This window comes from Mesorhizobium sp. WSM4983 (assembly GCF_029625765.1).
Classification (GTDB): domain Bacteria; phylum Pseudomonadota; class Alphaproteobacteria; order Rhizobiales; family Rhizobiaceae; genus Mesorhizobium.
In genome coordinates this window covers 118,067-142,545 of record NZ_JARTVM010000010.1, presented here as the reverse complement: position 1 = coordinate 142,545, position 24,479 = coordinate 118,067, and the positions used below count along the sequence as shown (strand labels likewise).

Sequence of the window (24,479 nt, the reverse complement as noted above, 5' to 3'; positions counted from 1 at the left end):
CTCCACTCAGATCCGGTGCTTTTCGGAGACGGCTTCAAGCTCGCCTTCGCGCGAGGAGGTCAGCGTCTCCTCGGAATAGGTCGTGTCGACTTTGAACCAGTCGTAGAGCATCCACAGCGCGAGCAGGATCGAGATGCCCCAGCATGCGTAAGAGACTGTCATCCACATGATCGTGTCCCCGGGTTACTTGCCGTCGAACTTCTCGTTGATCACCTCGCGATATTCGCGATCGGAGGCGCGGAACAGGAAGACGAAATAGGCGATCAGCACCACCGCCATGATGATCAGCGTCGGCCAGTCGATGATGTAGTGGAAGCGGTTCTGGATGATGTCGTGGGCGGTCTCCGGCGTGTAGCCGAGCTTTTCCCAGATCGAGGCCATGGTCGCGTTCTGGCCGAGCGCTTCCCAGGTCTTGGCGTCGAGCACGTCGATCGATTTCGCAGCACCCGCGAGGCCGAGTTTCAGCGGCAACCAAAGCGCCACGAAAATGGCGACGACGACGACGGCGATGTCGAAGACCTGACCGGCCTTGCTCTGCTCCGGCGGAATGTAGCGGGACATGCTTTCTCCCTTCAGGACTGGCGGTTGCGGAACGCATCGGCGTTCTTGATGTCGAGGCCGTAGATGAAATCCTTGTCTTCCTTGTAGTGGTTGAGCATCGCCAGGATGGCGGCGGTGTTGAAGATCAGCACCGCGGCCGCGGCGATCACCACCACGAGCTTGATCCCGCTGTCGGGGATGTAGGCCCAGGTCATCAAGAGGACGAAGAGGATCGTCGCCCAAAGGCAGACGATCAGGAGCACGGATCCGCGCACGTCGGAACGGTACAGCGCTTCGATGCGCTGCTTGAGATCGGACATCGGTTTTTCCCCTTTTCTCGACGTCCGGCCCCGCAATCGACCGGGCGTCCACTCTTTCAACAGAGTGAAATTTTTTTCATAAGTTCTGCCCGAACCGCGAAGTTGTCAAGCCGGTTTTCCGTTCGGTAAACGGTTTGGGGGTCCGCCGCAGGATTGCCTGTGGATAAAACTATTTGCCTGCAGGAAAATTGCCGCGGACGGCACAGCGCCGGCACGAGCTGGTGGAAATGCCACGGAAATGCTTCGCGAGGTCGGACCTTCGACGAATGCGTCACCGAACGATGTCCGGGTTCGGGTTGGTCAGGTCGTGCTGTTCTGCGGATAGCAGATGATGGAGAGATAGCGCATCGGCAGCTGTGTCAGTTCTTCCGGCCCATGCGGCGCATCGGCGTCGAAGAACAGGCTGTCACCTGGCTTCATCGGATAGAGATTGCTGCCGTGCCGGTATACGACCTCGCCCTCGAGCATATAGAGGAACTCCATCCCTGCATGCTGGAAAGTCGGGAACACGTCGGAGTCCTCGGTCAGCGTGATCAGATAGGGCTCGACGACCACGCCGCTGGTGTTGGCGCCGATATGGCCAAGCAGATTGTACTGGTGGCCGGCGCGTGTGCCGCGCCGCTCGACGTCGACGCCTTCGCCGGCCTTGACGAAGACGGCGGCGCGCTCTTCCTCGAAGCGGCGGAAGAAGGCGGTGACCGGCACGCCGAGCGCCCGCGACAGCGCCTGCAGCGTGGTTAGCGACGGCGAGGTGATGCCGTTCTCGATCTTCGACAGCATGCCCAATGAAATGTCGGTGGCGGCCGCGAGATCGGCGACGGTGATGCCGAGCTTCTTGCGGAAGGCGCGCACCTCATGGCCGATCGCCACCTCCAGCACTTTCTCGCGCGTGTCGCGGACGGCGTGCGGATTCTGCGTCAGCGGCGCGCGGATGGTTCGCACGGTTCGCCCGTCCGCCGAGACGCTCTTCGGCAACGGCTTGGCTTGGGCGCTAGCGCTGGAAGGCTTGGTGTCGGTCGTCTTCTTCGCCATGGCGCCCTCAACTTTCCGCCGATTTATTTCACTCGAGGTGAACATATTCGGTGGCGATACAGGAGCGCAATCACGGCGGCAAGCCGTCTTATGTCGCAGAACCGGCGATGAAATCGGCTGTCGCGACCCGGCTGCCTGGGTCGCAGTGAGGCTGGCGCCGCGGTCACTCAACGCATCGCAGGCCTTCTCACGACATGATCAGGCCGCCGTCGACATTGATGGTCTGTCCAGTGATGTAGGCCGCGTCATCGCTGGCGAGAAAGCTGACGAGGCCCGAGACGTCTTCGCCGCTGCCGGCGCGGCCCATCGGGATGTTCTTCACCCATTCCGCCATCAGCTCGCCCGGCTTGTAGTCGCCGAGCAGCTTGCCCCATGCGGTGTCGTTATAGGCCCACATGTCGGTGTTGATGATGCCGGGGCAGATGGCGTTGACGGTGATCTTTTCCTTGGCCACTTCCTTGGCCAGGCTCTGCGTGATGCCGACAACCCCGAACTTCGACGCGGCGTAATGCGGCGTGTAGATGAAACCCTGCCGCGCCTGGCCGGACGCGGTATTGATCAGCCGGCCGCCTTGGCCGTGCTTGCGCATGCGCGCGATCGCTTCCTGGCAGCACAGGAACACGCCTTTCGTGTTCACCGCCATCACCTTGTCCCACTCGGATTCCGTCATCGCCTCGATTTTGGCGATGGTGATGACGCCGGCGTTCTGCACCGAAATGTCGACCCGACCGAATTCATTCTCCGCGAGATCGTAAAGCGCTTCGACCTCGTCCTTCTTCGTCACGTCCATGCGCATCGAGGCGACCTTCGCGCCCGCAGCCTTCAGGCCGGCGGCGACCTCGTCGACGCGCGGATCAATGGCGCTGATCACAACCGCAGCACCTTCCGCCGCGAAACGCTTCGCCATGGCCGCACCGATGCCGCCGCTGGCGCCTGTGACGATTGCCGTCTTTCCTTCGAAACGCTTCTGCACTTTTCCTTTCTCCTACCAGCAGACGAAGCCGCCATCGACGATGAGGTCGATGCCGGTGACGAAACTCGCGGCCCGGCTCGCCAGGAACACGGTCGGCCCGACCATTTCCTCAGGCGTCGCCATGCGGCCCATCGGCGTGTCGCGCTCGAAGATTTTGACCTGCTCGGCGACCTCCGGCCGCTTGTTCATCGGCGTCAGCGTGTAGCCGGGGCTCACCACATTGACGCGCAGGCCGCGATCGGCCCACTCCATGGCGAGGCTCTTCGACATGTGGATCACCGCCGCCTTGGACGAATTATAGTGCGCCTGCGTCAGGCCGCGGTTGACGATCGAGCCGGACATCGAGGCGATGTTGATGATCGAGCCTTTGCGCCGGGGCAGCATGACGCGCGCCTCGGCCTGGCAGGACAGGAACACGCCGCTGACATTGACGTCGTAGAGCTTCTGCCACTTCTCCATCGGCAGCGTCTCGGCGGGTTCGGCACCGGCGACGCCGGCATTGTTGACCGCGATCGTCAGCGCGCCGAGTTCCTTTTCGACGCGTTCGACCGCTGCCGCGAGATCGCTCTGCGATGTGACAGTTCCGGTCAGCACCAGCGCCTTGCGGCCGAGCGCCCTGATCTTGTCGGCCGTGTCTTCCAGCCCGCCCTTCGAGCTGTGGCCGAAACAGGCGACATCGGCGCCGGCTTCCGCCAGACCGATGGCGATCGCTTGACCGATGCCGCTGCCGGCGCCCGTCACCAGCGCCACGTCGCCATCAATATCGAACAGTTTCATCTTTCTCCCTCTCCCTGAAAGAAGGGGCGCCAGCCCTGCTGGCGCCCCGCGCGGTCCGGTGCTTGGGAGGCTATCACCTGCTGCGCTTTATTCCCATCTGCCGTGCCCTCAGCTCGTGGCGAGTTCCATCACGGCGACATTGCTTGCTTCGTCGCGATCGAGGATGCCGCGCTGGCGGCCGCGGCTCAGCACCAGAACCCGGTGCGAAAGCCCCAGCACCTCCTCGAGATCCGAGCTGACCACCACCACGGCCATGCCCGAGCGGGCAAGGTCGGCGATGACATCGTAGATCGCCGCGCGGGCGCCAACGTCGATGCCGCGCGTCGGCTCATCGAGGATGGACACCTTGGGCGGCCGCGACACCCATTTGGCGATGATCACCTTCTGCTGGTTGCCGCCGGAAAGTTTTGAGACTGCCTGGTTCGGCCGACCCTTGACGCCGAGCCTCGAAATGCCGGCCTCGGCGAACCTCTGAACCGCTTTGGGAAACACCCAGCCCTTCGGTGCGACATGATCGAAATTGCCGATGGCGAGGTTCTCGCCGATCGTCTGCTCCAATACGACGCCCTGTTCCTTGCGGTCCTCCGGCACCAGCACGACGCCGGCCCTGATCGCCGCCGCCGGGCCGCTGAGATGAACAGGCTGGCCCGCGACCCGCACCGCGCCGCACGAGATCGGATCGGCGCCGGCGATCGCCCTGACCAGCTCGGTGCGGCCGGCGCCGATCAGCCCGGCGATGCCCAGGATTTCGCCCGCTTTCACCGAAAAGGAAACATTGTTGAAGCTGCGCTCCGGCGAGGACAGGTTCTCGACTTCGAGCACTGTCTCGGTACCCGGCGCCGACAGCTTCGGGAACATGCGTTCGACGCTGCGTCCGACCATCTGCTCGACGACCGTGCGCACGGGGATGTCGGCGCGCTCGTGCCGGGCGACGATGCGGCCGTCGCGCATCACCACCACGCGGTCGGCGATCTGAGCGATCTCGTCCAGCCGATGGCTGATATAGATGAAGGACATGCCTTCGGCCTTGAGCTTGCGGATTTGCTTGAACAGCAGCTCCGTCTCCTCGCCGCCGAGCGCGGCGGTCGGTTCGTCGAGGATCAGAAGCTCGGCATTCAGCGTCAGCGCCTTGGCGATCTCCACCTGCTGCTGTGCCGCGACGCGCAGCGTGCGCACCTTGCGCTCGGGCGAGACGTCGAGGCCGAGGCGCTTCAATTGCGCCGAGGCCTTCGCGTTCATGGTTGCCCGGTCGATGCGGCCGCCCCGCATCGGCAGCCGCCCGACATAGACATTCTCCGCCACTGATAGGTCCGGCAGCAGCTTCAATTCCTGATGGATCATGCCGACGCCGGCCTCGATGGCCGCGGCGGGATTGGCGGGGGAATAGGGCTTCCCCCGCCAGATGATGGTGCCGGCATCAGGCTTGGTCGAACCGGCGATGATGTTGGACACCGTCGACTTCCCGGCACCGTTCTCGCCGAGCAGCGCCACGACCTCGCCCGGCCGCACCTCGAAGCTCGCATCGGCCAGGACCTGCACCGGTCCGTAGCTCTTGCAGAGGCCGTTGACGAAGAGCCCGTTATGCGGGCCTTCGCTATGGCGAGGTTCAGTGGACATCGTGGCGCTCTCTCAACGGTTGCCGCCTTACGGATGCTTCTCGATGAATTGCGAGACATTGTCCTTGGTAGTCAGCGTCGCGTCCTGCAGTTGCTCGGCCGGCAGCTTTTCGCCCGCCACGATCTTGATCGCCGAGTCGACGGCGAGCCGGCCCATACCTTGCGTCTGCTGCGTCGCAGTGACGTCGAACACGCCCTCCTTCAGCGCCTTGAGCGCCGCAACGTCGCCGTCGAAGCCGGCGATCCACACCTTGTGGTCGGGGTTGGCGACCTTGACCGCCTGCGCGGCGCCCAGAGCCAGCGCGTCGGCCTGGCCGAAGATGATCGAGACGTTCGGATGGGCCTGCAGCAGGTCTTGCGCCAGCTTGAAGCCTTCGTCCTGGTGCCACTGATCGCTCCAGAGCTCGCCGACCACCTTGATATCCGGGTAGGCCTTGAGCGCCTCGCCGCAGCCCTTGGAGCGGTCGACTTCCGGCGTCGTGCCCTTCTGGCCATGAATGATCACCATCTCGCCCTTGCCGCCGGCCTGCTTGGCGATGTAGTCGCACACGCCCTTGGCCGAGTTGACGCTGTCAGTGGCGATGAAGGTGTCGCCGGGCGCGCCGTCGGCGTTGCGGTCGACATTGACCACCGGGATGCCGGCGGCCTTCGCGGTCTTGGTCGGCACCGTTGCGGCGGTGGCGCCGGCCGGGATATAGATCAGCGCGTCGATGTTCTGGGTGACGAGGTCCTGCACCTGGCTGACCTGCGTGGCCGAATCGCCCTTGGCGTCGACGGTGATGACCTCGATGCCCTTCTCCTTGGCATAGGCTTCGACCGACTGCTTGATCTGGTTGAAGAAGTCCGCCTGCAGATTGGCGACGGCGAGGCCGAGCTTCTTGGCGTCCTTGGCCGAGGCGGCATCGGACAGGCCGAGCAGCGGGACGATGGCCGCGGCCGCAAGCAGCAGTGAACGTTTGGTCAGCATGTTTTTCCTCCGTTGGTGTTCGATCTGTCCGCCTGCGCATCGCGGCGCCCTCGGCCGGACAGTCCCAGTCTCGGATCGACCGATCCGTTCCGCCCGGACATCCGGGCGAATTCCTATTGGCGGCGCCGCCGCCAGGTATCGGTGGCAACCGCCAGCGCGATCACCACGCCGATCACCACCTGCTGGATGAAGGGTGACACGCCGAGCAGGTTGAGGCCGTTGCGCAGCACGCCGATGATGAGAACGCCGATCGCCGTGCCGCCGATCGAGCCGATGCCGCCGGAAAGGCTGGCGCCGCCGATCACCACCGCGGCGATCGTGTCGAGCTCGTAGCCGACGCCCGAACTCGGCTGCACGGAATCGAGCCGGGCCGCGAGCACGATGCCGGCCAGTCCCGCCAGCAGTGCGCAGATTGCGTAGACCCAGTTGGTCAGCGACTTCACCGGAATGCCGGAGAGGCGGGCAACCTCGGCGCTGCCGCCGATCGCGTAGAGGCTGCGGCCGGTGGCGCGGTAATTGAGGAAGATCGCGAAGACGATCGCCAGCACGATCATCAGCCCGACGGTGACCGACAGGAAGCCGAAGTGGCGCACGATCGAGAGGTTGGTGAACCAGTCGGGAAAGCCGACGATCTGCGAGCCGTCGGTGATCATGTTGGCGAGGCCGCGCGCCACCGACATCATGGCAAGCGTCGCGATGAAGGGCGGCAGTTTCGTCACCGTCACCAGCAGGCCCGACACCAGGCCGCAGAGGGCGGCGACGACGAGCGCCGCGGCGATGCCCGCCGGGATGCCGAGATTGAGATAGTCGGGATAGGCGACATAGCCCATCACCATCGAGGCCAGCGCCAGCACCGAGCCGACGGAAAGGTCGATGCCGCCGATCAGGATGACCAGCGTCATGCCGATCGCCATGATGCCGAGGACGGTCACCTGGTCGAGCACGTTGAGGATATTGCGTACCGTCAGGAAGGTGTCGGTGGTCAGCGCCAGCGCCAGGCACAGCAGCACCAGCCCGATCAGCGGTCCCATCGTTCCGGCAAACAACGCCGAAAGCTTCGCACCGGAAGCGGCCTGCGCGGCGCCGGTGCCAGCCTTCAACTCGCTCGTCTCGTTGCTCACGGCCACTTGGTCTCCTCCGTCAGCGGTTAGGCGTGCCTTGCCTTCCGCTCTTGTTCACCAGGCATCCTCCCTTGTGAACAATTTATCTTTGATCTGCAATTTTGTTCAGCTAAAACGTTCATCAGAAAATTGTCAAGTGCCGCGCAGCCATTCGGCGGCAGTTTGCGTGAACCGACAGTTTGCCATAGGGAAGTCGAGCGCATACGGAGGCATAAAGCATGGCGGTGATCGAGAACGACAAGGTCTCGCGTTTTCCGGATGCCGAGCTCAAGGCCCGAGCCGCCTGGCACTATTATGTCGAAGGGCTGACGCAGGAGCGGATCTCGGAGATCCTCGGCGTCGGCCGTATCAAGGTGCACCGGATTCTGTCGGCCGCGCGCGAGGAGGGCGTGGTCCAGTTCCGCATTCGCGACAGCGTCGTCGAATGCGTGCAGCTGGAGGAAAGCCTGAAGCAGCGCTTCGGCCTCAGCCAGGCGGTGGTCGTGCCGTCGGCCGCCGACCGGAGCAACGCGCCACTGATGATCGGCCATGCCGCCGCCGCCTATCTCGCCGACAACGTCAATCCGGGCGACGTTATCGCACTGGGTTGGGGCAGGACGCTGAAATTCGCCATCAACGAATTGCCCAGGCGGCCGATCGCCAGGACCACCGTGGTCTCGATGCTTGGCGGCCTCACCCATGCGCAGCCGCTCAATCCGACCGAGAGCGCCTGGGAATTCGCCGAGAAGATCGGCGCCGAATGCTATCTGCTGCCCGTGCCCGTCTATGCCGACAGGCCGGAGCAGCGCGATGCCTTCATGAGCCAGCGCAGCGTCCAGGATGTGGTCTTTAGGGCGCGGCGCGCCAACATCGCCGTGCTCAGCGTCGGCTCCTTTTCCAACGACAGCCCGATCGCCAATTACGGTTTCATCAAGCCCAGCGAATTGGAGGAATTGCAGGCGGCGGGCGCGGTCGGCGATATCCTCTGCCACTTCATCGATGCCGAGGGTCGCATCGTTGACCATGAGGTCAACCGCCGCGTCTGCGCCTACCCGCTGCAGGATCTGTCTGACATTCCGACCACCATCCTGGTGTCGGGCGGGCGGGAGAAGATCGCCGTCATGCGCGCCGCACTTGCGAATACGAAGGTCTCGGTGCTGATCACCGACGAAGACGCGGCCAAGGGGCTGCTTAGCCGGTAGTTCAGGTAATCGCGCCGAGCCGCGTGTGGATATCGCGTGTCGCGTGATAGAGATCACGATAGACTTCTTTGCGTGCGCGGTAGGTCGGAACAAGCGCCTCGACAGGATCGACCTGGCGTGCCGGCCGTGCCGCCATCGCCTTTGCCGCTTCTTCCGGTGACGCGAACCAGCCGATTGCCGAGGCCGCGAGCATGGCGGCTCCCAGCGCCGCTGCTTCGTTGACCGGCGAGACGAAGAGCGGGCGCTCGAGCACGCTCGCCATGATTTCCATCAGCAGTGCGCAATTGGTGCCGCCGCCGGCCGCGATCATCGTGTCGGCCTTGCCGGTCTGTTCCTCCATCGCCTCGGTGGCGATCGCCTGCTCCAGCGCTATGCCCTCCAGCACCGCGCGGAAGAGATGCTTTGGCTCGTGATCGAGCGACAGGCCGACGATAGCGCCGCGCGCCGAGCCGTCCCAGTAAGGGCTCATGACGCCAGCCCAATAGGGCATGACGAGCAATCCGTCGCTGCCTGGCGCGACTTCCTTCGCAGCTCTCTCCAGCACCGCGGCCGAAGGCGCGCCGGTGGTGCGCACGATCCAGTCGACCAACTGCATGCCGGAACGCAGCACCGTCTCCAGCATGAAGCCGGAGCAGGTCGGCGAAACCAGCGTGCGGAATGCATCCGACGTCGTGACGGTGCCGGAATAATTTCCGCTGACGACGCCTGAGCCCAACGACAGATAGCTTTTGCCGGGCCCGTAGACTCCCATGCCTAGCCCCATCGCCTGGCCGTCTCCGGCGCCCGCAATAACCGGCGCGCCGGCCTTCAGGCCGATCGCCGCCGCGACGCTTTCCGACAACGTGCCGCAGACCTCCCCAGGGGCTGCGAGCTCCGGCAGTTGCTCCGGCCGCAGCCCCGCCGCCTCGACCAGCCTCGGGTGCCAGACGCCATGCGCGATGTCCAGCAGACCGAGCGGATCGGCGCTCGCCGTGCTGGTGACGAGTCGCCCGGTGAGCCGGTGGACGAAGAACGCGTGCACGTCGACCACCGAGGCCGCTTCCGCCAGCGCCTGCGGCCGGTGCTCCACCAGCCAGGCCAAAGCGTAGAGCGCCGGCGTCGGGTCCGGCGGCTTGCCGCTCCAGTCGCGGATCGCCTCGCGGCCGAGTTCTTCCGAAAGCCGCGCCACCTGGCGGCGGGCGCGTTCGTCGAGCCACAATATGGCGGGAATGAGCGGCTTGCCGGCGTTGTCGATCAGCGTGAAGCTCTCGCGCTGGTGCGCGATTGCGATGGCTTTCACGCGTGAGGCATCGATCGCCTTGGCGACTTGTTGCAGCGCCGACAGCAGCGCCGCCCACCAATGCTCGGCGTCCTGCTCGAAATGGCCGGGCGCCGGGTTGGAAAGCGGATAGGTCTCGCGTGCCTGGAAAAGCTCCGAGCCGTCGCGCGCGAAAGCAATCGCCTTCACGGCGGTCGTCGAGGCGTCGATCCCGATTACCACATCGCCCATCAGGCTGGGATCCGGAGGGTTAGAGCATGTCGCGCAAAAGTGTGCAGCGGTTTTGCGAAAACGAGATGCATAAAAACAAGGACCTAAAGCGCGTCGCCTGGATCCGTTTCCGCGCGACGCGCTTTAGGCCGCGTTGGTTACGAACCGTCCGTCCGACTGGTCGAGACGACGGCGGATCTCGGTTATCACCATCGAATCGTCGGGTACACAGTTTTCATAGGTCAGGAAGTCGCCGGCCTTGACCGGCTTCACCACCTTGGCACGTTCAGCAAGCCCGAGCGGCAGCGCGCCCTTGGCTCGCGCGTCATCCCAAGTCATGGCGAAGCCGCGGTAGTCGTTCTCGCCGATCATGCCGAGCGACTGGCCGGTGCCGAGACTGGTCTTGGCCACCGCCACCGCCTCGGCCACCGGATGATCGAGCGGTTCCATGTCGGCGCGCTTGTAGACCACGGCGCGCGCCGCCGACAGCGGCACTTCCAGGCTGGTGAGGTGATAAGGGCGGAAGATCGTGAAATAGGGGCCCTTGCCGACCTTGAGGTCGATCATGCGCTCCAGCACGCGCGGATGCTTGGTTTCGATGATGCAGAACACGCCGGGCGCGACGCCCTTGCCGATCGAATAGTCGACAACGCCCTTGCGATGAAGCACGCCGCCATCCTCGCGCGGGCAGAGCACGCTAGCTAGTTCTTCTAGCGTCGCGGTAGGGCCGTGCATGCCCGGCACGTCGGGCACCAGTCCCGTCGCGTTGGCGATTGCCACCATCTCGATTGCCGTCTTCGAGCCGTCGACGAACTCGACCAGCATGCGCGCATTCATGTTGCGCTCGGCCGCCTCCTTCTCGTAGTCGGCCGGCACGGCGTCGAACTTCAGCGGATTGTTCTTGCCCTTGCCGGCGGCAACGATATTGAAGCCGAGGCTTTTGGCGAAGCCGATGATCTCCAGCGTGCAGGCAGGCTCGTCGCCGGCCGCACCTGTGTAGACGACGCCGGCCTTGCGCGCCTCTTCCTTCAGGAACCGGCCGATGGTGATGTCGGCCTCGACATTGAGCATGACGATATGCTTGCCGTTCTTCATCACCTCGAGCGCGAACAGCGTGCCGATGTTGGGATTTCCGGTTGCGTCGATGATCACGTCGATGCGGCCGGCGGCGGCGAGCGCATGCAGGTCCTCGGTGATCGCGATCTTTCCGGCCTCGATGGCGCGATCGATGGCCGGGGCATTGGGCGCCTCTACAATGTTGGAACGGTCATGGCCGGCAAGCAGCGCCGCATCGATCGCCGCCTGCGGCCTAACCTCCGAAATGGCGCCGATGCGCATGCCGGGCATAAGTGCGACCTGAACGACGATATCCGTTCCCATCTGTCCGGCGCCGGCGAGACCGATGGTGATCGGTCCTTGTTTCTCAGCGCGCTGCAGGAGTTCCGCTGCGAATTGCGGATGGGACATGTCGCTTCCTCCGGTCCTTGGCGCCGCCCGCGCCGCGATCATTGTTTGAACATTCCTATGACCGTTTGAAAAATATTTCAACCGACATTTCGGCGGTTGTCTCAGGAATGAGCCCCAAACGAGACTCCGAGACAATGCGGGGCGGCGGCAGAAATGTCCGGCAGGATAGAGGGAAGGCGCGATGGACCCTACGCGGCGGTTCGAAACGAGGTTTGCCTGGACGTCGACTAGCGCGATGGTGTCAGCGCGCTTGCCGCCCTGCGCCAACCATCGCGCGCAGCGAATCCAGCAGGCGCGGCCGCTTTCTGGCGGCTATCACGCCGGCTCCACGGCCTTCGGCTTCTGCAGTCTTGCCAACTCCGCGAAAGGAATATGGCATCGAATTGTGTGCCCGGGCTCTGCCTCGGAAAGTTCCGGCTCCTGCGTCTCGCAGATCGCGCCGATCTTGCGCGGGCATCTCGTGTGGAAAACGCAACCCGTGGGTGGGTTGGCCGCGCTAGGGATTTCGCCGTCGAGGCGGATGCGCGAGCTTTCCGTCCGGTCGAGTTTCGGAACGGCCGACAACAGAGCTTCCGTGTAAGGGTGATGCGGGCCGGAAAACACCGCTTCCGACGGTCCGAACTCCATGATGCGGCCGAGATAGAGCACCGCGATCTTGTCGGACAGATAGCGCACCACGCCGAGGTCGTGCGAGATGAAAATGTAGCTCACATCCTGCTTCGACTGCAGGTCGGCCAAGAGGTTGAGGATCGCCGCCTGCACCGACACGTCGAGCGCCGAGGTCGGCTCGTCGCAGACGACGATGCGCGGATCGCCGGCGAAGGCGCGGGCGATCGCCACGCGCTGCTTCAGACCGCCCGAAAGCTGCCGCGGCTTGACGGCGAGATGCCGGTCGGTGAGCCGCACCGAGCGGACGAGCTCTTCGAGGCGCGCTTCCAGCGACTTGCCGGTGAGCCCGCCCAACCGCTTCAAAGCGCGGCTGAGGATATGCCGGATCGAATGCGAACGGTTGAGCGCCGAATCCGGATTCTGGAAGACGATCTGCACCGCCTTGACCTGGTCCTCCGAGCGGCTGGCAAGCCGCGGCGCCAACTGCTTGCCCTCCAGTTCGATGCTGCCGCCCTCGTCCGGCGGCACGAGGCCGAGCAGCAGCCTCGCGAAGGTGGTCTTGCCGCTGCCGGACTCGCCGACCAACCCGAGCGTCTCGCCGGGCCGGAGGCTGACTGAAACGTCCTTCACCGCCCTCAATGCACGACCATGGCTGGCATAGGTCTTGTTCAGCCCCTCGACCTGCAGCACGGGCGGTGCGTGCTTCGGCGCGACGGCGGCAATCTCGGCGGGTGTCGCGCGCGGCAGCGACTGCGCCTTGTCGTGATAGTGGCAGCGCGACAGCCGGCCGCCTCCAAGCTCATAGAGCGGCGGCGGCTCGGTGCGGCAGCGCTCGGTCGCCAGCGCGCAGCGGTCGGCGAAGGCACAGCCGACGATCGTGGCGCCGATGCCGGGCAGGAAGCCGGGGATCGTGTCGAGCCGGCCCTGGTCCTTGCGCTGGCCGCCGCGCGGCAGGCAGCGCAGCAAAGCGACCGTGTAGGGATGGCGCGGATCGTTGAAGACGTCCTTCGTCGAGCCTTCCTCGACCAGCATGCCGGCATAGAGCACGCCGACCCGGTCGCACATGTTGGAGACCACGGCGAGGTTGTGGCTGATGAACAGGATTGAGGCCGAAAGCTCGCGGCGCAGTTGCGCGATGAGGTCGAGCACTTCGGCTTCGACCGTCGCGTCGAGACCCGTCGTCGGCTCGTCGAGGATCAGCATCGAGGGGTCGTTGGCCAAGGCCATGGCGATCGCCACGCGCTGCTGCATGCCGCCGGAAAGCTGGTGAGGGTAGCGCTGCATGACACTGGCCGGATCCGAGATGCGCACAAGATTGAGCATCGCGATCGCCTTGTCGCTCGCCGCCTGTCCCGACATGCCGGCAAGCTCGAAGATCTCGGTGAGCTGGCGGCCGATGCGCAGTGATGGATTCAGCGCCTTGCCGGGATCCTGATAGACCATGGAGACGCTTTCCGCACGGGCGCGTCTGAGCGCCTCGGCATCGAGCTTCATCACATCCCGGCCGTCGAGCGCGATCGAGCCGCCGGTGATCGAGCCGTTGCGCGGCAGGTAGCGGACCACGGACAGCGCCGCGGTGGACTTTCCGCAGCCGGATTCGCCGACCAGCCCATAGGCCTCGCCGCGGCCGATCTTGAAGCTGACATTGCGCAGCACCGCCCGGTTGCGGCGCCCGACGCGATAGGCGACCGAGAGATCGTTGAGCTCGAGCGCGTTCCTGTCAGTCATTGAACGCTCCATGGACGCCGTCGGCCACCAGGTTGACCCCGATCACCAGCGAGGCGATCGCCAGCGCGTCGAACAGCACCGTCCACCAGAACCCGCCGCCGATCATGCCGTAATTGCTGGAGATCGAGAGTCCCCAGTCGGGCGAGGGCGGCTGGATGCCGAAGCCCATGAAGGAAAGCGTGGCGACGGCGAAGATCGCATAGCCCAGACGCACCGTCGTCTCGACCAGGATCGGCGGGATCACGTTGGGCAGGATCTCGACGAACATCGTGTGCAGCGCGCCTTCGTGGCGAAGTTTTGCCGCCGCGACATAATCAAGCTCGCGTTCGGCCAGCACCGCCGAGCGCACCGTGCGGGCGATGATCGGTGCGAAGCTCAAGCCGATGACGACGATCACGGTGATCTTGGAGGTGCCGAGCGCGACGATGGCGAGCAGTGCGATGATCACCACCGGGATCGCCATGAAGGCTTCGAGGATACGGCTGACGATATCGTCGACGATGCCGCGGAAATAGCCGATGACGAGCCCGAGCGCGGTGCCGGCAATGGTCGCCAGAATCGTGGCCAAAGGTGCCACCGTCAGGATATCGCGCGAGCCGACGATGACCCGCGAGAAGACATCGCGGCCGATCTGGTCGGTGCCGAACCAGTGCTCGGCCGACGGTGGCGCCAGCGCGTTGATGATGTCGTCGGCAAGCGGATCGTAGGGGACGAAATGCTCGCCGAACAGCGCGCAGACGATCCAGAACAGGACGATGCCGAGCCCGGTGAGGAAGGTTCCCGATTGCAAGAGCGAATGCAGCACCTCGCCCCAGGGGCTGCGCTGTGTCGCGGCGTCCGGCGTTGGCAGGTTAGCGGGTGTGTCTGTCGCGCTCATTGCTCCGCTCCCAGCCGGATGCGCGGATTGAGCACCGAATAGAGGAAATCGGCGATCAATGTGGCCACCGCATAGACGATGCCGATGGTGAGGATGCCGGCCTCGAGCATCGGAAAATCCTTGCCGCGCGCGGCGGTGAAGATCAGCGAGCCGATGCCTTGGTAGCGGAACAGCGTCTCGATCACGACAAGGCCGCCGATGAGGTAGCCGGTCTGGGTTGCGATGACGGTGATGGTCGGCAATAGCGCGTTGCGCAGCACATGCCGCCAGATCACCGTGCGCCACGGCAGACCTTTAAGCACCGCGGTGCGCGTATAGTCGGAATCGAGCGCCTCGATCATCCCCGACCGCGCCATGCGAGCGATATAGCCGAACAGCACCAGAAACAGCGGCAGCGACGGCAGGATGAGATAATAGAGCTGGGTGAAGACGCCGGCACCCTTCGGCCAAGCCGCCGCGATGGGCAGCCAGCGCAGCCAGACGCCGAAGATCAGGATCAGGATGATGCCGGTGACGAACTCGGGCAGCACCGTCACAGACAGTCCGCCGAGGCTGATGATGCGGTCGAGCGGCCGGTTGAGGTTGAGCGCGGCGATGACACCGCCGAGGATGCCGATCGGCACCACCAGCACGAAGGCGACGAGCGCCAGCTTCATCGAATTGCCCAAAGCGTCGATGACGAAGGGCGCTACCGGCGCGCGGAAAATGTAGGACGTGCCCATATCGCCATGAAGGAAGTTCCAGATCCAGCTTCCGTACTGGACGAGCAGCGGCCGGTCGACGCCGAGCGAGTGATTGAGCGCGTCGACGGCGCGCTGGTCGGCAAACGGCCCCAATATCGCGCGCCCGACATTGCCGGGCAGCACCTGGCCGCCCAGGAACACCATGACGCTGAGCAGGAACAGCGTCACGAGCGACAGAGCCAGGCGCCGGATGAGGAAGCCGAGGATGACGAATACTCCTATTGGAGCCGGCTCTCCGTCGAGAGCCGGCTGTCAGGGATAAGCTTGCTCCCTCGCGTCAGGCTTTCGAAGCCTTTTCGAGGAACAGCTGCGACATCGCGGTGGGCTGCACGCCCGCCACGCCTTTCGCCGTCGCCGTCAGATAGTCGTAGAAATAGCCGAAGATCACCGGCGTTTCCTCGAGCAGCAGCTTCTGGATCTTGCCGGCTGCAGCCTTCTGCGCCTCGAGGTCGAGGGCCGCGATATAGCTGGTCGCCAGCTGGTCATAGTCCTTGTTCTTGAAATGCGCGGCATTCCAGGTGCCCTCGCTCTTCAATGGCGCGGCGAGATAGACGTTCGGCACGCCGCGGTGGCCGTAGTCGGTGATGCCCATCACCGAATCCAGCCAGTTCGATTTGCCGAACACCGCATCGCCGTAATAGGCGCTCTGGTCGAGGATGTTGAGCTCGAGCTCGATGCCGATCTCCTTGACCCAGTTCTGGATCAGCTGCGCGTACTCGGGGATTTCCAGATAGCGCTCGGTGGTCAGCGTTATTTTGAACCCCTTGCCGGCGCCGGCCGCCTCCATCAGCTGCTTGGCCTGCGCGATGTCCTGCTCGCGCTGCGGCACGCTGGTGTCCGTCGACGGATAGACCCCGGCGAACGGGCTGTCATTGCCCTCCTGGGCGCGCCCTTTCATCAGGCCGGCGACCAACTTCTTGCGATCGATGCTGAGCGCGATGGCGCGGCGTACCCGCGGGTCCTTCATCGGACCGTCGTCGCAGCGCAGATGCAGTTGCTGATGCGCCGACGATTTCAGGCTGATGACGTTCACGTTCGGATCGTTGAGGACGGCGACGCCCGCCAGCACCGGCATCTGATTGATGATGTCGATCTGGCCGCCCTGCAGCGCCAGGATCTGAGGCTGGATATCGGTGAAGAAGGTGAATTCGGTGCGCTCCGGCAGGGCCTTTTCGCCCCAGTAGTTCTCATTGCGAACGAAGGAGGCGCCGACTTTGGGCGTGTACTTCTCCAGCTTGAACGGCCCGGTGCCGTCGAAGCTCTTTTCGTAATCGCCCTTGTAGCTCGCCGGGATGATGACGGCGTTGTAGTTGTCGGACGACAGCATATAGGGGAAGTTGCCGTTCGGCGCGTCGAGATGGAATTCCACCGTGTACTCGTCGACCTTCTTGCTGGCGCCCTTCGAGAGGATGCCGCTGAACACCGACAGCGCGTTGGAGGAGTTGGCGGGATCGGCAAGCCGGTCGATGCTGGCCACCACGTCCTCGGCCTTCATCTCGCCGCCTGAGTGGAACTTGACGCCCTTGCGCAGCGTGAACGTCCACACCGAGCCATCGGCATTCGGCTTCCAGCTTTCGGCCAGTGCCGGCTTGAGCACCAGATCGGGGCCGTCGACGCAGAGGAATTCGGCGACCTGCTGCATGACGAGCAGGCCGCCGGCGTCGGCGATGGTGACCGGGTCGATCGCGGCGGCCGGCACGCTGCTGCCGACGCGGATGGTGGCGCCCGGCGCGCCCTGGGCGCGGGCAAGCGAGGGCGCGGCGCCGAAGCCGGCGGCCATGCCGATGCGGCCGAGAAGCGGCAGCGACAGGCCGAGCAGGCTGCCGTGGCGCACGAAATCGCGGCGGCTGACGCGGCCGTCGATGAGGCCGTCGATGAGGTGATTTTCAAGCGGCGTGCGGTTGCGCCGGATGAGATCGAGGACGCGGTAGTTCTTGCTCATGGGTCTAAACCCTTTCCCCAGTTCTTGTGGTTGGCGAGTGCATTCCGGTTGACGACGTTCCGTGGAGTTCTCCGGTCCCGGCCATCGTCAAGAATTCAGTCGAACGAACTGTAACATGCAGTTTGGTCTGGTCCATCCGCTCCTTGAAGCGGAAAGGTCAGATTTTCTTGATGCATGCCTAGCTCCGGCGTGCAGCCCCCGATCGAAATCGTGGCCGCCTCGATTCGGTTTGCCGGTCTCCTTTCCTTTTGGCGATCTCCCAGTTCAGGTCAGCGAAAAGCCTGCTAGCGCGATCGGCGTTGCCGCGCTGCTCCCGATCTTCATCTCAGCCGATCTCGAAGAAGGGCTTGCCGAGCAGGTCCGGCACCACGTCGATGCCGAGTCCGGGGCCGTCGGGAATGCCCATGCGGCTGCCCGCGACCGGCGGCTTGTTGGAGGCGGTGCGCACTGTCACCCATTCGTGGAAGGCGATCGCATGCAGACGGCGCTCTTCCGGCGTCGACAGCGACAGATGCGCCATCGCGGCGGTGTCGATCTCCGCGCCGCCGGTGTCTTCGACGGTGATCATGAAACCGAGATCGACGGCGACGTCGCGGATCAGCCGCGTCTGCGTCACGCCGCCGAGGCGCGAGATCTTCAGCGTCAGCCCATCGGCTGCGCCTAGGCGATGGATTTCCAGCATCTCACCCAGCGATGTGACGGATTCGTCGAGCACCATCGGCTTGTCGAGCATGCGGCGCACCGACATGTTCTCCTCGATCGTCGTGCAGGGCTGTTCGAATGTGTAGTCGATGCCGCGCGTGGCATCGGTGAACTGGCGCGCCTGGTAGGGCGTCCAGCCGGCATTGGCGTCGCAGAAGATCACCGTGCCCTTCGGCACGGCTGATGCGACGGCGCTCACGCGCTCGATGTCGTCACGGACATTGCCGCCGACCTTGACCTGCAGCCGATGGTAGCCTTCGGCAACGATGCGCTTGGCAAGTGCCGCCATCTGGTCGACCGTGCCGTGGGTCACGACCCGGTAAAGTTCCGCCGTCTCGCTCTCGCGGCCGCCGAGCATCGCTACCAACGGCACGTCGGCCGCACGGGCGGCGAGATCCCAGCAAGCCATGTCAAGCGCGGCTTTGACGTAGGGATGGCCCTTGAACACCGTGTCCATCAACCTGCCGATGCCGGCCAGCCCGCGCGGGTCATGGCCGATGAGATGCGGCGCGATCTCCGGCACGCCCGCGCGCGTTCCCGCCGGAAACGCGGCCGAGTAGAAATTGCCGAGTGGCGCCATCTCGCCCCAGCCGGTCACGCCTGTGTCGGAAGTGATGGCGACGATCACCGCATCGAAACAGTCGGCGACCCGGCCCTTGGACATGCGGTAGGGCCCGTCCACGAAGGGCTGCACGACATGGTAGGCTTTTATGCTCTTGATCTTCACGTTTGTATCCGTTTGTCCGCGGGTTTGTCAGGCGCCCTTCGATGCGCGCTTTTCGAGGCTGCGCGCATAGGCAAGAAGCGCTTCGAAATCGTTGTCGATATGCTCGCGGGCATGGCGCTGGGCGGCGCGCATGTCCGTGCCCTTGAGCAGCGCCACATAGGTTTCGTGCAGGTCCTCGGCCGGCACCGGCTCGTTCCGCGCACGCTGGTGCAGGGCGAAATACATTTGCAGCCGGCTGGTCAGCCGCTGCCAGGTTTCGAGCAGCACCGAATTGTCGGCCCACTCATAGACCAGCCCGTGCAGCTGCAGCGCCGTCTCGATCTGGCGCGTGGTGTCGAGCGCCCGGGTCGCCTGCTTCACCGCTTCATGGCGGCGGTCGAGCTCGTCGAAGAAACGCTGGTCGCGCTGCGGCCAGGCGAGCTCGATGGCGAAGTCGTCGAGCACCTTGTTGAGGGAATAGGCGTCGACGATGTCCTTGGCGCTGACGTCGACGACGAAGGTTCCGGCATAGGGAATGCTGGTCAGGATACCTTCCTGCACCAGCTCGCGCATCGCCTCGCGCAGCGGCGCGCGGCTTACCCGCATCTGCTCGGAAATGCGGAGTTCGTTGAGCTTCTGCCCAGGCTCCAGCTGGCCGGTCAGAATGGCGCGCCTGAGCAGCGCGACGATCTCGGCCCTGCGCGTCGTATCCGCGATCGGACTGAAATCCAGCTTTGACATGTGGGCCACTCCGGATGAACCGACTGCAAGACAAGCAGATTGTCGACAATCCAACAAGAGGGTGGCTATCGTTTTTTTCGCGGATGGCAGGCGCGCAAACAAAACGGCGCCCTCGATGTGGGTGTCGAGGGCGCCGTCGGACCGGGACTGATGGGGGATTATCAGCTGGCCGGTTTCGTTTCCGGCAAGGGAGAAACCGGCATTCCGGGTCCGATCTTCTGCAAATTGCCGGTGATCACCTGGTCGGTCTCGGAGATGCCTGAGGTGACGGAAATCAGATCGCCGTCGGTCGGGCCGAGCGACACCAGCTTCTGGTCTACGGTGTTGTCTTTGCCGAGGACGTACAGGTATTTGCCGAGCTGGCTGGAACCCAGCGCCACCTGCGGCACCATCAGCGTATTGGGCTGCTGCTTCACATGCAGCCGCACGCGCACATACTGCCCGGGCAGCAGCGCGAACTTGGCGTTGCCGATCGTTGCCCGCGCCGTGATCGTGCCGGTCGAATGATCGATCGTGTTGTCGATGAAGGTGAGCTGGCCCTTCTGGCTGGGCTCGGTCTCGCCGGGCAACAGCACGTCGACCCCAATCGGACCGTTGGCCTTCGCCTGCTCGATCTGGACGAGGTCGGTCTCGCTCGGATTGAAGGTGACGTAGATCGGGTCGAGCTGCACCAGCGTGTTGAGAACCGTGCCGGCGACGCTCACCAGGGTACCGACCGAGGCTTGGTTGCGGCCGATCCGTCCGGAGAACGGTGCCTTGATCTCGGCATAGCCGAGATTGAGCTCGGCCGTCCGCACCGCCGCCTGGTCGACCGCGAGGGCGGCTTCGGCCGTGCGCAAGTTGCTGGTGCGCTGGTCGAAGCTGTCCTTGGCGAGGTACCCGGCCTTGGCAAGGTCGGTGCCACGGCCGAGGTTGGACCGCGCGTATTCGAGCGCTGCCGCGTCGCGCTGCACCTGCGCCTTCGCCTGGTCGAGCGCTGCCTGGTAGTCCTCGGGCGCGATCCGGTAAAGCAGGTCGCCCTGCCTGACGTCGCTGCCGTCCTGCGCCGTCTGCTCCTGCAGATAGCCCGGCACGCGCGCCTGCAGGGTGATGTTGCGGATCGGCTCGACGCGCGCGGCGTAGTCGAGATAGATCGGCAGCGTCTTCTTGACGACGTTGACCACCGGGACCGGCATGACGAACGCCTTGGGCGCAGGTGCCGCGCCCGCAGTGCTGGCGCTGAGGCTGAGATTGCCCATGTCGAGCAGGTGCACGCTTGCCACCGAGATTGCGCCCAGCGCGACCGCCGTTCCCAAAGCGATTTTCCATTTACGCATGTTGGTCTCCAATCCTATTCGGCCGCCTGGGCGAGCCGGACGGGCTCGGCGGTCGGTTCAATCTCTTGTTGGTGCGGGGCATGTTGAGGCCCCGCGGCAGGTTCGCTCTCGCCGCCGCGCTCGCGCAGCTTCTCGATCACCGCGTAGAAGACCGGCACGAAGACCAGCGACAGGATCGTCGCCGCCACCATGCCGCCGAAGACGGTGGTGCCGATCGACTGCCGGCTGGCGGCGCCCGCGCCGGTCGCGAACATCAGCGGCAGCACGCCGAGGATGAAGGCGAAGGCCGTCATCAGGATCGGCCGCAGCCTCAGCCGCGCGGCTTCCATCGCCGCCTCGACGATGGTCAGGCCTTCCTCGCGGCGCCGTCGGGCGAACTCGACGATCAGGATCGCGTTCTTCGCCGCCAGGCCGATCAGCATGACGAAACCGATCTGCGAGTAGACGTCGATCTGCATGCCGCGCAGCAAGAGCACGACGAAGGCGCCGAACAAGGCGAGCGGCACGGCGAGCAGCACCATGAAGGGCATCGCCCAGCTTTCATACTGCGCCGCCAGGATCAGGAAGACGAACACGATCGCCAGGCCGAACACGATCGAGGCGATCGATCCGGCCTGGAGCTCCTGATAGGTGATGCCGGTCCATTCATAGCCGAAGTCCCGCGGCAGCACGTTTGCCGCCGCCCGCTCCATCGCCGCGACCGCCTGTCCGGACGAGAAGCCTGGCGCCGCGCCGCCGTTGATGAGGGCGGATGCATTGTTGTTGTAATGCGGCACGGTCTCGGGACCGACGATCGGCACCAGCTTGCCCAGTGTGCTCAGCGGCACCATCCCGCCGGACGCATTGCGAACGTAGAGGCGCGAGATGTCGTTCGCGTTTCCGCGCGCGTCCTTGTCGGCCTGGATCGTCACCCGGAACGTGCGGCCGAAAAGGTTGAAGTCGTTGACGTAGAGGGAGCCGAGATAGATCTGCAGCGTGTTGAACACGTCGGGCAGGTTGAGGCCGAGCAGCTTCGCCTTGCTGCGGTCGAGGTCGTAGTTGAACTGCGGCGTCGAGGTCGAGAAGGACGAGAACAGCTGCTGCGGATTGAGCTCCGGCTGCTTGCGTGCTTCCGCGATCAGCGCCTGCGTGACCTCGTTGAGCGCGGCGCTGCCGCGGCCCGAAAGGTCTTCCACCTGGAATTCGAAGCCGCCGGTCGTGCCGAGGCCCGGGATCGAGGGTGGATCGAATGAGAGCGCAAACGCCTCCGGTATCTGCAGCAACTTGTTGCGCACCTCGGCGACCAGCTTCGATGCGTTCTGGTCGGGCCCGCGTTCGTCCCACGGCTTCAGGATGGCGAACTCCACCGCCGCGTTCGATTGCGCGGCGCTGGTGAGGAAGTTCAGGCCGCTGATCGAGCCGACGATGTCGACGCCGGGCGTGTTCTGCAGGATGTCGCGCGCCTTCTGCGCCACCGCGTCGGTGCGCTCCAGCGAAGCGCCGTCCGGCAACTGGATGACGACGAAGAAATAACCCTGGTCCTCCACCGGAAGGAAGGTCGAGGGCAGCTTCTGCCAGACGAAATAGGTGGCGACCAAGCCCGCCGCGAACAGGCCGAGCATGGCCCAGCGCAGCCGGATCAGAATGCGCACGCCATGCGCGTAGGCATGCGACAGCCAGTCGAAGCCGGCATTGAACCAGCGGAACAGCACGAACTGCGTTTCGCCGCGATGGCGCAGGAACGCGGCGCTCAGCGCCGGGCTCAGCGTCAGCGAGTTGAAGGCGGAGATGCCGACCGAGATCGCAACGGTAAGCGCGAACTGGTTGTAGAGCCGTCCCGAAACGCCGGGAATGAAGGCGACCGGGATGAACACCGCCATCAGCACCGCGGTGGTGGCGATGATTGGGCCAGTCACTTCGGCCATCGCCGCGCGCGTCGCGGCGAGCGGCTTGAGGCCGGCCTCCAGCTGTCGCTCGACGTTCTCGACCACGACGATGGCGTCGTCGACGACAAGGCCGATCGCCAGCACCATGCCGAGCAGCGAGAGCATATTGAGCGAGAAGCCCAGCATGTACATCACCGCCAGCGTCGCGATCAACGACACCGGGATGGCGATGGTCGGGATGATGGTGGTGCGCCAGCTCTGCAGGAAGATAAAGACGACAGCCACCACCAGCACCAGCGCTTCGCCGAGCGTGATCAGCACGTCATGCATCGAGGCCGAGACGAAGCGCGTCGTATCGTAGTGCATGGCGTAGTGGACGCCCTTCGGGAAGCGCGCCGACAATTCCTGCATCTTGTCCTTGACCCGCTGCTGCAGGTCAAGCGCGTTGGAGCCGGGCATCTGGTAGACGGCGAGCACCACGGTCGGGTCCTTGCCGAAGAAGGCCGATGACGAATATTGCAGCGCGCCGAGCTCGATGCGGGCGACGTCGCGCAGACGCACGAGCGAGCCGTTCTGCGAGTTGGCGCGCACGACGATGTCGCCGAATTCCTTCGGGTCGCTCAAACGGCCGACCGCATTGACCTGCATCTCGAAGGCGGTGCCGGCCGGCGCCGGCGATTGGCCGATCTTGCCCGCCGCCACCTGCACGTTCTGCTCGGAAATGGCGTTCTGCACATCGACGGCGGTGATGCCGAGATTGGCCAGTTTGTCCGGATCGAGCCAGACGCGCATCGAATAGCGCCGTTCACCGAAGATCTGCACGTCGCCGACGCCAGGCAGCCGCTTCAGCGGATCGACGACCTGGAGATAGGCGAGGTTGCTCAGCGCCACCGGATCGACCGAGCCGTCGGGCGAGGTGAGGTCGACGATCAGAACGAAGTTCGGGTTCTGCTTCTTGATCGTGACGCCGCCCTGGTTGACGATGGCCGGCAGGGAGGATGCGGCCTGCGAGACGCGGTTCTGGACGTCGACGGCCGCGGTGCTCAGCGGATAGCCGACGTCGAATGTGATGGTGATGGTCGAGGAGCCGTCATTCGAGCTCGTCGACGACATATAGGTCATGCCTTGCACGCCGTTGATCTGCTGCTCCAGCGGCGTGGTGACCGTATCGGCCACCACCTGCGCGCTGGCGCCTGGATAATGGGCGCTGACCACGACCTGCGGGGGCGTGATGTCAGGGAACTGCGAGACCGGCAGCAGGAAATAGGCGATCGCACCGGCGAGCACCATGATGATGGCGATCGCCGATGCGAAGATCGGGCGGTGGATGAAGAAGTTCACCATGACGCGGATGCCTCGCCGAACGGTTTTGCAAAATGGCGCAGGCGCCGGGCCCGGACGGAGCCGGAATCCTCCAAAAAGGATGGCAGGACATCGTCCGGCGCCTGTTCCGCGGCGCGCGAGCGCAGCATCCGTTCGAAGGCGTTGGGATCGACCCCATCAGCCTTCATCACCAGCCGGATCATCGGATCCCGGATGGCTTCGTCGATCGTCAGGTCTTTGCGCTTTTGCATAGGAGCGGCTCCTTGCTGCGGCCCGCATCGGATGATCACGGACCGCTTTTTCTCGTTTTCACCGGCCGAAGCCGCATGACAGGCAGGTTTTTCGTCCTATCTCACTCTGGCAGGGCTCTATCGGGGGGGCTTGTCGTTTGACGGGGAGCGATATAGGTGTTACCAGTAAGTAACATCTGAAAGTTACAGACCGGTAACACCCTAGTCAAGAGGT

The 24,479-nt window shown here is 64.5% G+C and carries 21 protein-coding genes; 1 reads left to right on the top strand and 20 read right to left on the bottom strand.

Annotated elements, in window-relative coordinates; translation table 11 throughout:
- Nucleotides 1–6: 6 nt before the first annotated feature.
- The 9 genes from P9254_RS23425 to P9254_RS23385 all read right to left on the bottom strand — a co-directional run bounded on the left by P9254_RS23425 (nucleotide 7) and on the right by P9254_RS23385 (nucleotide 7,325).
- A complete protein-coding gene (locus P9254_RS23425; RefSeq protein WP_082953998.1) occupies nucleotides 7–168 on the bottom strand; it encodes a hypothetical protein in 162 nt (53 codons plus the stop codon).
- Nucleotides 169–183: 15 nt separating this feature from the next.
- Nucleotides 184–561, bottom strand: a complete 378-nt coding sequence (locus P9254_RS23420) for a hypothetical protein (RefSeq protein WP_067327765.1) — start codon at nucleotides 559–561, stop codon at nucleotides 184–186.
- A gap of 11 nt (nucleotides 562–572) precedes the next feature.
- Nucleotides 573–860, bottom strand: a complete 288-nt coding sequence (locus tag P9254_RS23415) for a hypothetical protein (RefSeq protein ID WP_066988933.1) — start codon at nucleotides 858–860, stop codon at nucleotides 573–575.
- Nucleotides 861–1,160: 300 nt separating this feature from the next.
- Nucleotides 1,161–1,892, bottom strand: coding sequence for a helix-turn-helix domain-containing protein (locus P9254_RS23410; RefSeq protein WP_067327766.1), 732 nt, complete (start codon nucleotides 1,890–1,892; stop codon nucleotides 1,161–1,163).
- A gap of 187 nt (nucleotides 1,893–2,079) precedes the next feature.
- Nucleotides 2,080–2,865 (bottom strand): glucose 1-dehydrogenase, encoded by a 786-nt coding sequence (locus P9254_RS23405; RefSeq protein ID WP_278057181.1) that lies wholly within the window; start codon nucleotides 2,863–2,865, stop codon nucleotides 2,080–2,082.
- A gap of 12 nt (nucleotides 2,866–2,877) precedes the next feature.
- A complete protein-coding gene (locus tag P9254_RS23400) occupies nucleotides 2,878–3,642 on the bottom strand; it encodes an SDR family oxidoreductase (protein WP_278055424.1) in 765 nt (254 codons plus the stop codon).
- 108 nt (nucleotides 3,643–3,750) lie between these two features.
- The gene (locus P9254_RS23395) at nucleotides 3,751–5,259 is read right to left on the bottom strand and encodes a sugar ABC transporter ATP-binding protein (protein ID WP_278057180.1); all 1,509 of its coding nucleotides are present in this window, start codon (nucleotides 5,257–5,259) and stop codon (nucleotides 3,751–3,753) included.
- Between the two features lie 27 nt (nucleotides 5,260–5,286).
- Nucleotides 5,287–6,225 (bottom strand): sugar ABC transporter substrate-binding protein, encoded by a 939-nt coding sequence (locus P9254_RS23390; RefSeq protein ID WP_127246469.1) that lies wholly within the window; start codon nucleotides 6,223–6,225, stop codon nucleotides 5,287–5,289.
- Nucleotides 6,226–6,338: 113 nt separating this feature from the next.
- A complete protein-coding gene (locus tag P9254_RS23385) occupies nucleotides 6,339–7,325 on the bottom strand; it encodes an ABC transporter permease (RefSeq protein WP_278086951.1) in 987 nt (328 codons plus the stop codon).
- Between the two features lie 239 nt (nucleotides 7,326–7,564).
- Here P9254_RS23385 and P9254_RS23380 point away from each other — a divergent pair, with 239 nt between their 5' ends.
- On the top strand, nucleotides 7,565–8,527 hold the full coding sequence (locus tag P9254_RS23380; protein WP_066988921.1) for a sugar-binding transcriptional regulator: 963 nt from the start codon (nucleotides 7,565–7,567) through the stop codon (nucleotides 8,525–8,527).
- 1 nt (nucleotide 8,528) lies between these two features.
- Here the strand turns inward: P9254_RS23380 and P9254_RS23375 are convergent, their stop codons facing one another.
- From P9254_RS23375 to P9254_RS23325, 11 genes are all read right to left on the bottom strand, one after another.
- On the bottom strand, nucleotides 8,529–10,016 hold the full coding sequence (locus P9254_RS23375; RefSeq protein ID WP_278057178.1) for a xylulokinase: 1,488 nt from the start codon (nucleotides 10,014–10,016) through the stop codon (nucleotides 8,529–8,531).
- A 123-nt stretch (nucleotides 10,017–10,139) separates the two neighbouring features.
- Nucleotides 10,140–11,462 carry an NAD(P)H-dependent oxidoreductase gene (locus P9254_RS23370; protein ID WP_278057177.1) on the bottom strand — a complete coding sequence of 441 codons (1,323 nt, stop codon included), beginning with the start codon at nucleotides 11,460–11,462 and terminating at the stop codon, nucleotides 10,140–10,142.
- Nucleotides 11,463–11,777: 315 nt separating this feature from the next.
- Complete coding sequence (locus P9254_RS23365; RefSeq protein ID WP_245457125.1) at nucleotides 11,778–13,799, bottom strand: ABC transporter ATP-binding protein; 2,022 nt, start codon at nucleotides 13,797–13,799, stop codon at nucleotides 11,778–11,780.
- The gene (locus P9254_RS23360; protein ID WP_278057176.1) at nucleotides 13,792–14,676 is read right to left on the bottom strand and encodes an ABC transporter permease; all 885 of its coding nucleotides are present in this window, start codon (nucleotides 14,674–14,676) and stop codon (nucleotides 13,792–13,794) included. Before P9254_RS23360 ends, P9254_RS23365 begins: the two co-directional genes overlap by 8 nt.
- Complete coding sequence (locus tag P9254_RS23355; RefSeq protein WP_082954000.1) at nucleotides 14,673–15,626, bottom strand: ABC transporter permease; 954 nt, start codon at nucleotides 15,624–15,626, stop codon at nucleotides 14,673–14,675. The genes P9254_RS23360 and P9254_RS23355 overlap by 4 nt, the downstream gene beginning before the upstream one ends.
- A gap of 70 nt (nucleotides 15,627–15,696) precedes the next feature.
- Nucleotides 15,697–17,361, bottom strand: a complete 1,665-nt coding sequence (locus P9254_RS23350) for an ABC transporter substrate-binding protein (RefSeq protein WP_278057175.1) — start codon at nucleotides 17,359–17,361, stop codon at nucleotides 15,697–15,699.
- Nucleotides 17,362–17,686: 325 nt separating this feature from the next.
- Nucleotides 17,687–18,790: a mandelate racemase/muconate lactonizing enzyme family protein gene (locus tag P9254_RS23345; RefSeq protein WP_127246463.1), complete on the bottom strand. Its 1,104-nt coding sequence runs from the start codon at nucleotides 18,788–18,790 to the stop codon at nucleotides 17,687–17,689.
- 27 nt (nucleotides 18,791–18,817) lie between these two features.
- Complete coding sequence (locus P9254_RS23340; RefSeq protein WP_127246462.1) at nucleotides 18,818–19,510, bottom strand: GntR family transcriptional regulator; 693 nt, start codon at nucleotides 19,508–19,510, stop codon at nucleotides 18,818–18,820.
- 161 nt (nucleotides 19,511–19,671) lie between these two features.
- The gene (locus P9254_RS23335) at nucleotides 19,672–20,826 is read right to left on the bottom strand and encodes an efflux RND transporter periplasmic adaptor subunit (RefSeq protein ID WP_278057174.1); all 1,155 of its coding nucleotides are present in this window, start codon (nucleotides 20,824–20,826) and stop codon (nucleotides 19,672–19,674) included.
- Nucleotides 20,827–20,840: 14 nt separating this feature from the next.
- On the bottom strand, nucleotides 20,841–24,035 hold the full coding sequence (locus P9254_RS23330) for an efflux RND transporter permease subunit (RefSeq protein ID WP_278057173.1): 3,195 nt from the start codon (nucleotides 24,033–24,035) through the stop codon (nucleotides 20,841–20,843).
- Nucleotides 24,029–24,304, bottom strand: coding sequence for a hypothetical protein (locus P9254_RS23325; protein WP_278103906.1), 276 nt, complete (start codon nucleotides 24,302–24,304; stop codon nucleotides 24,029–24,031). The genes P9254_RS23330 and P9254_RS23325 overlap by 7 nt, the downstream gene beginning before the upstream one ends.
- Between the last annotated feature and the right edge of the window lie 175 nt (nucleotides 24,305–24,479).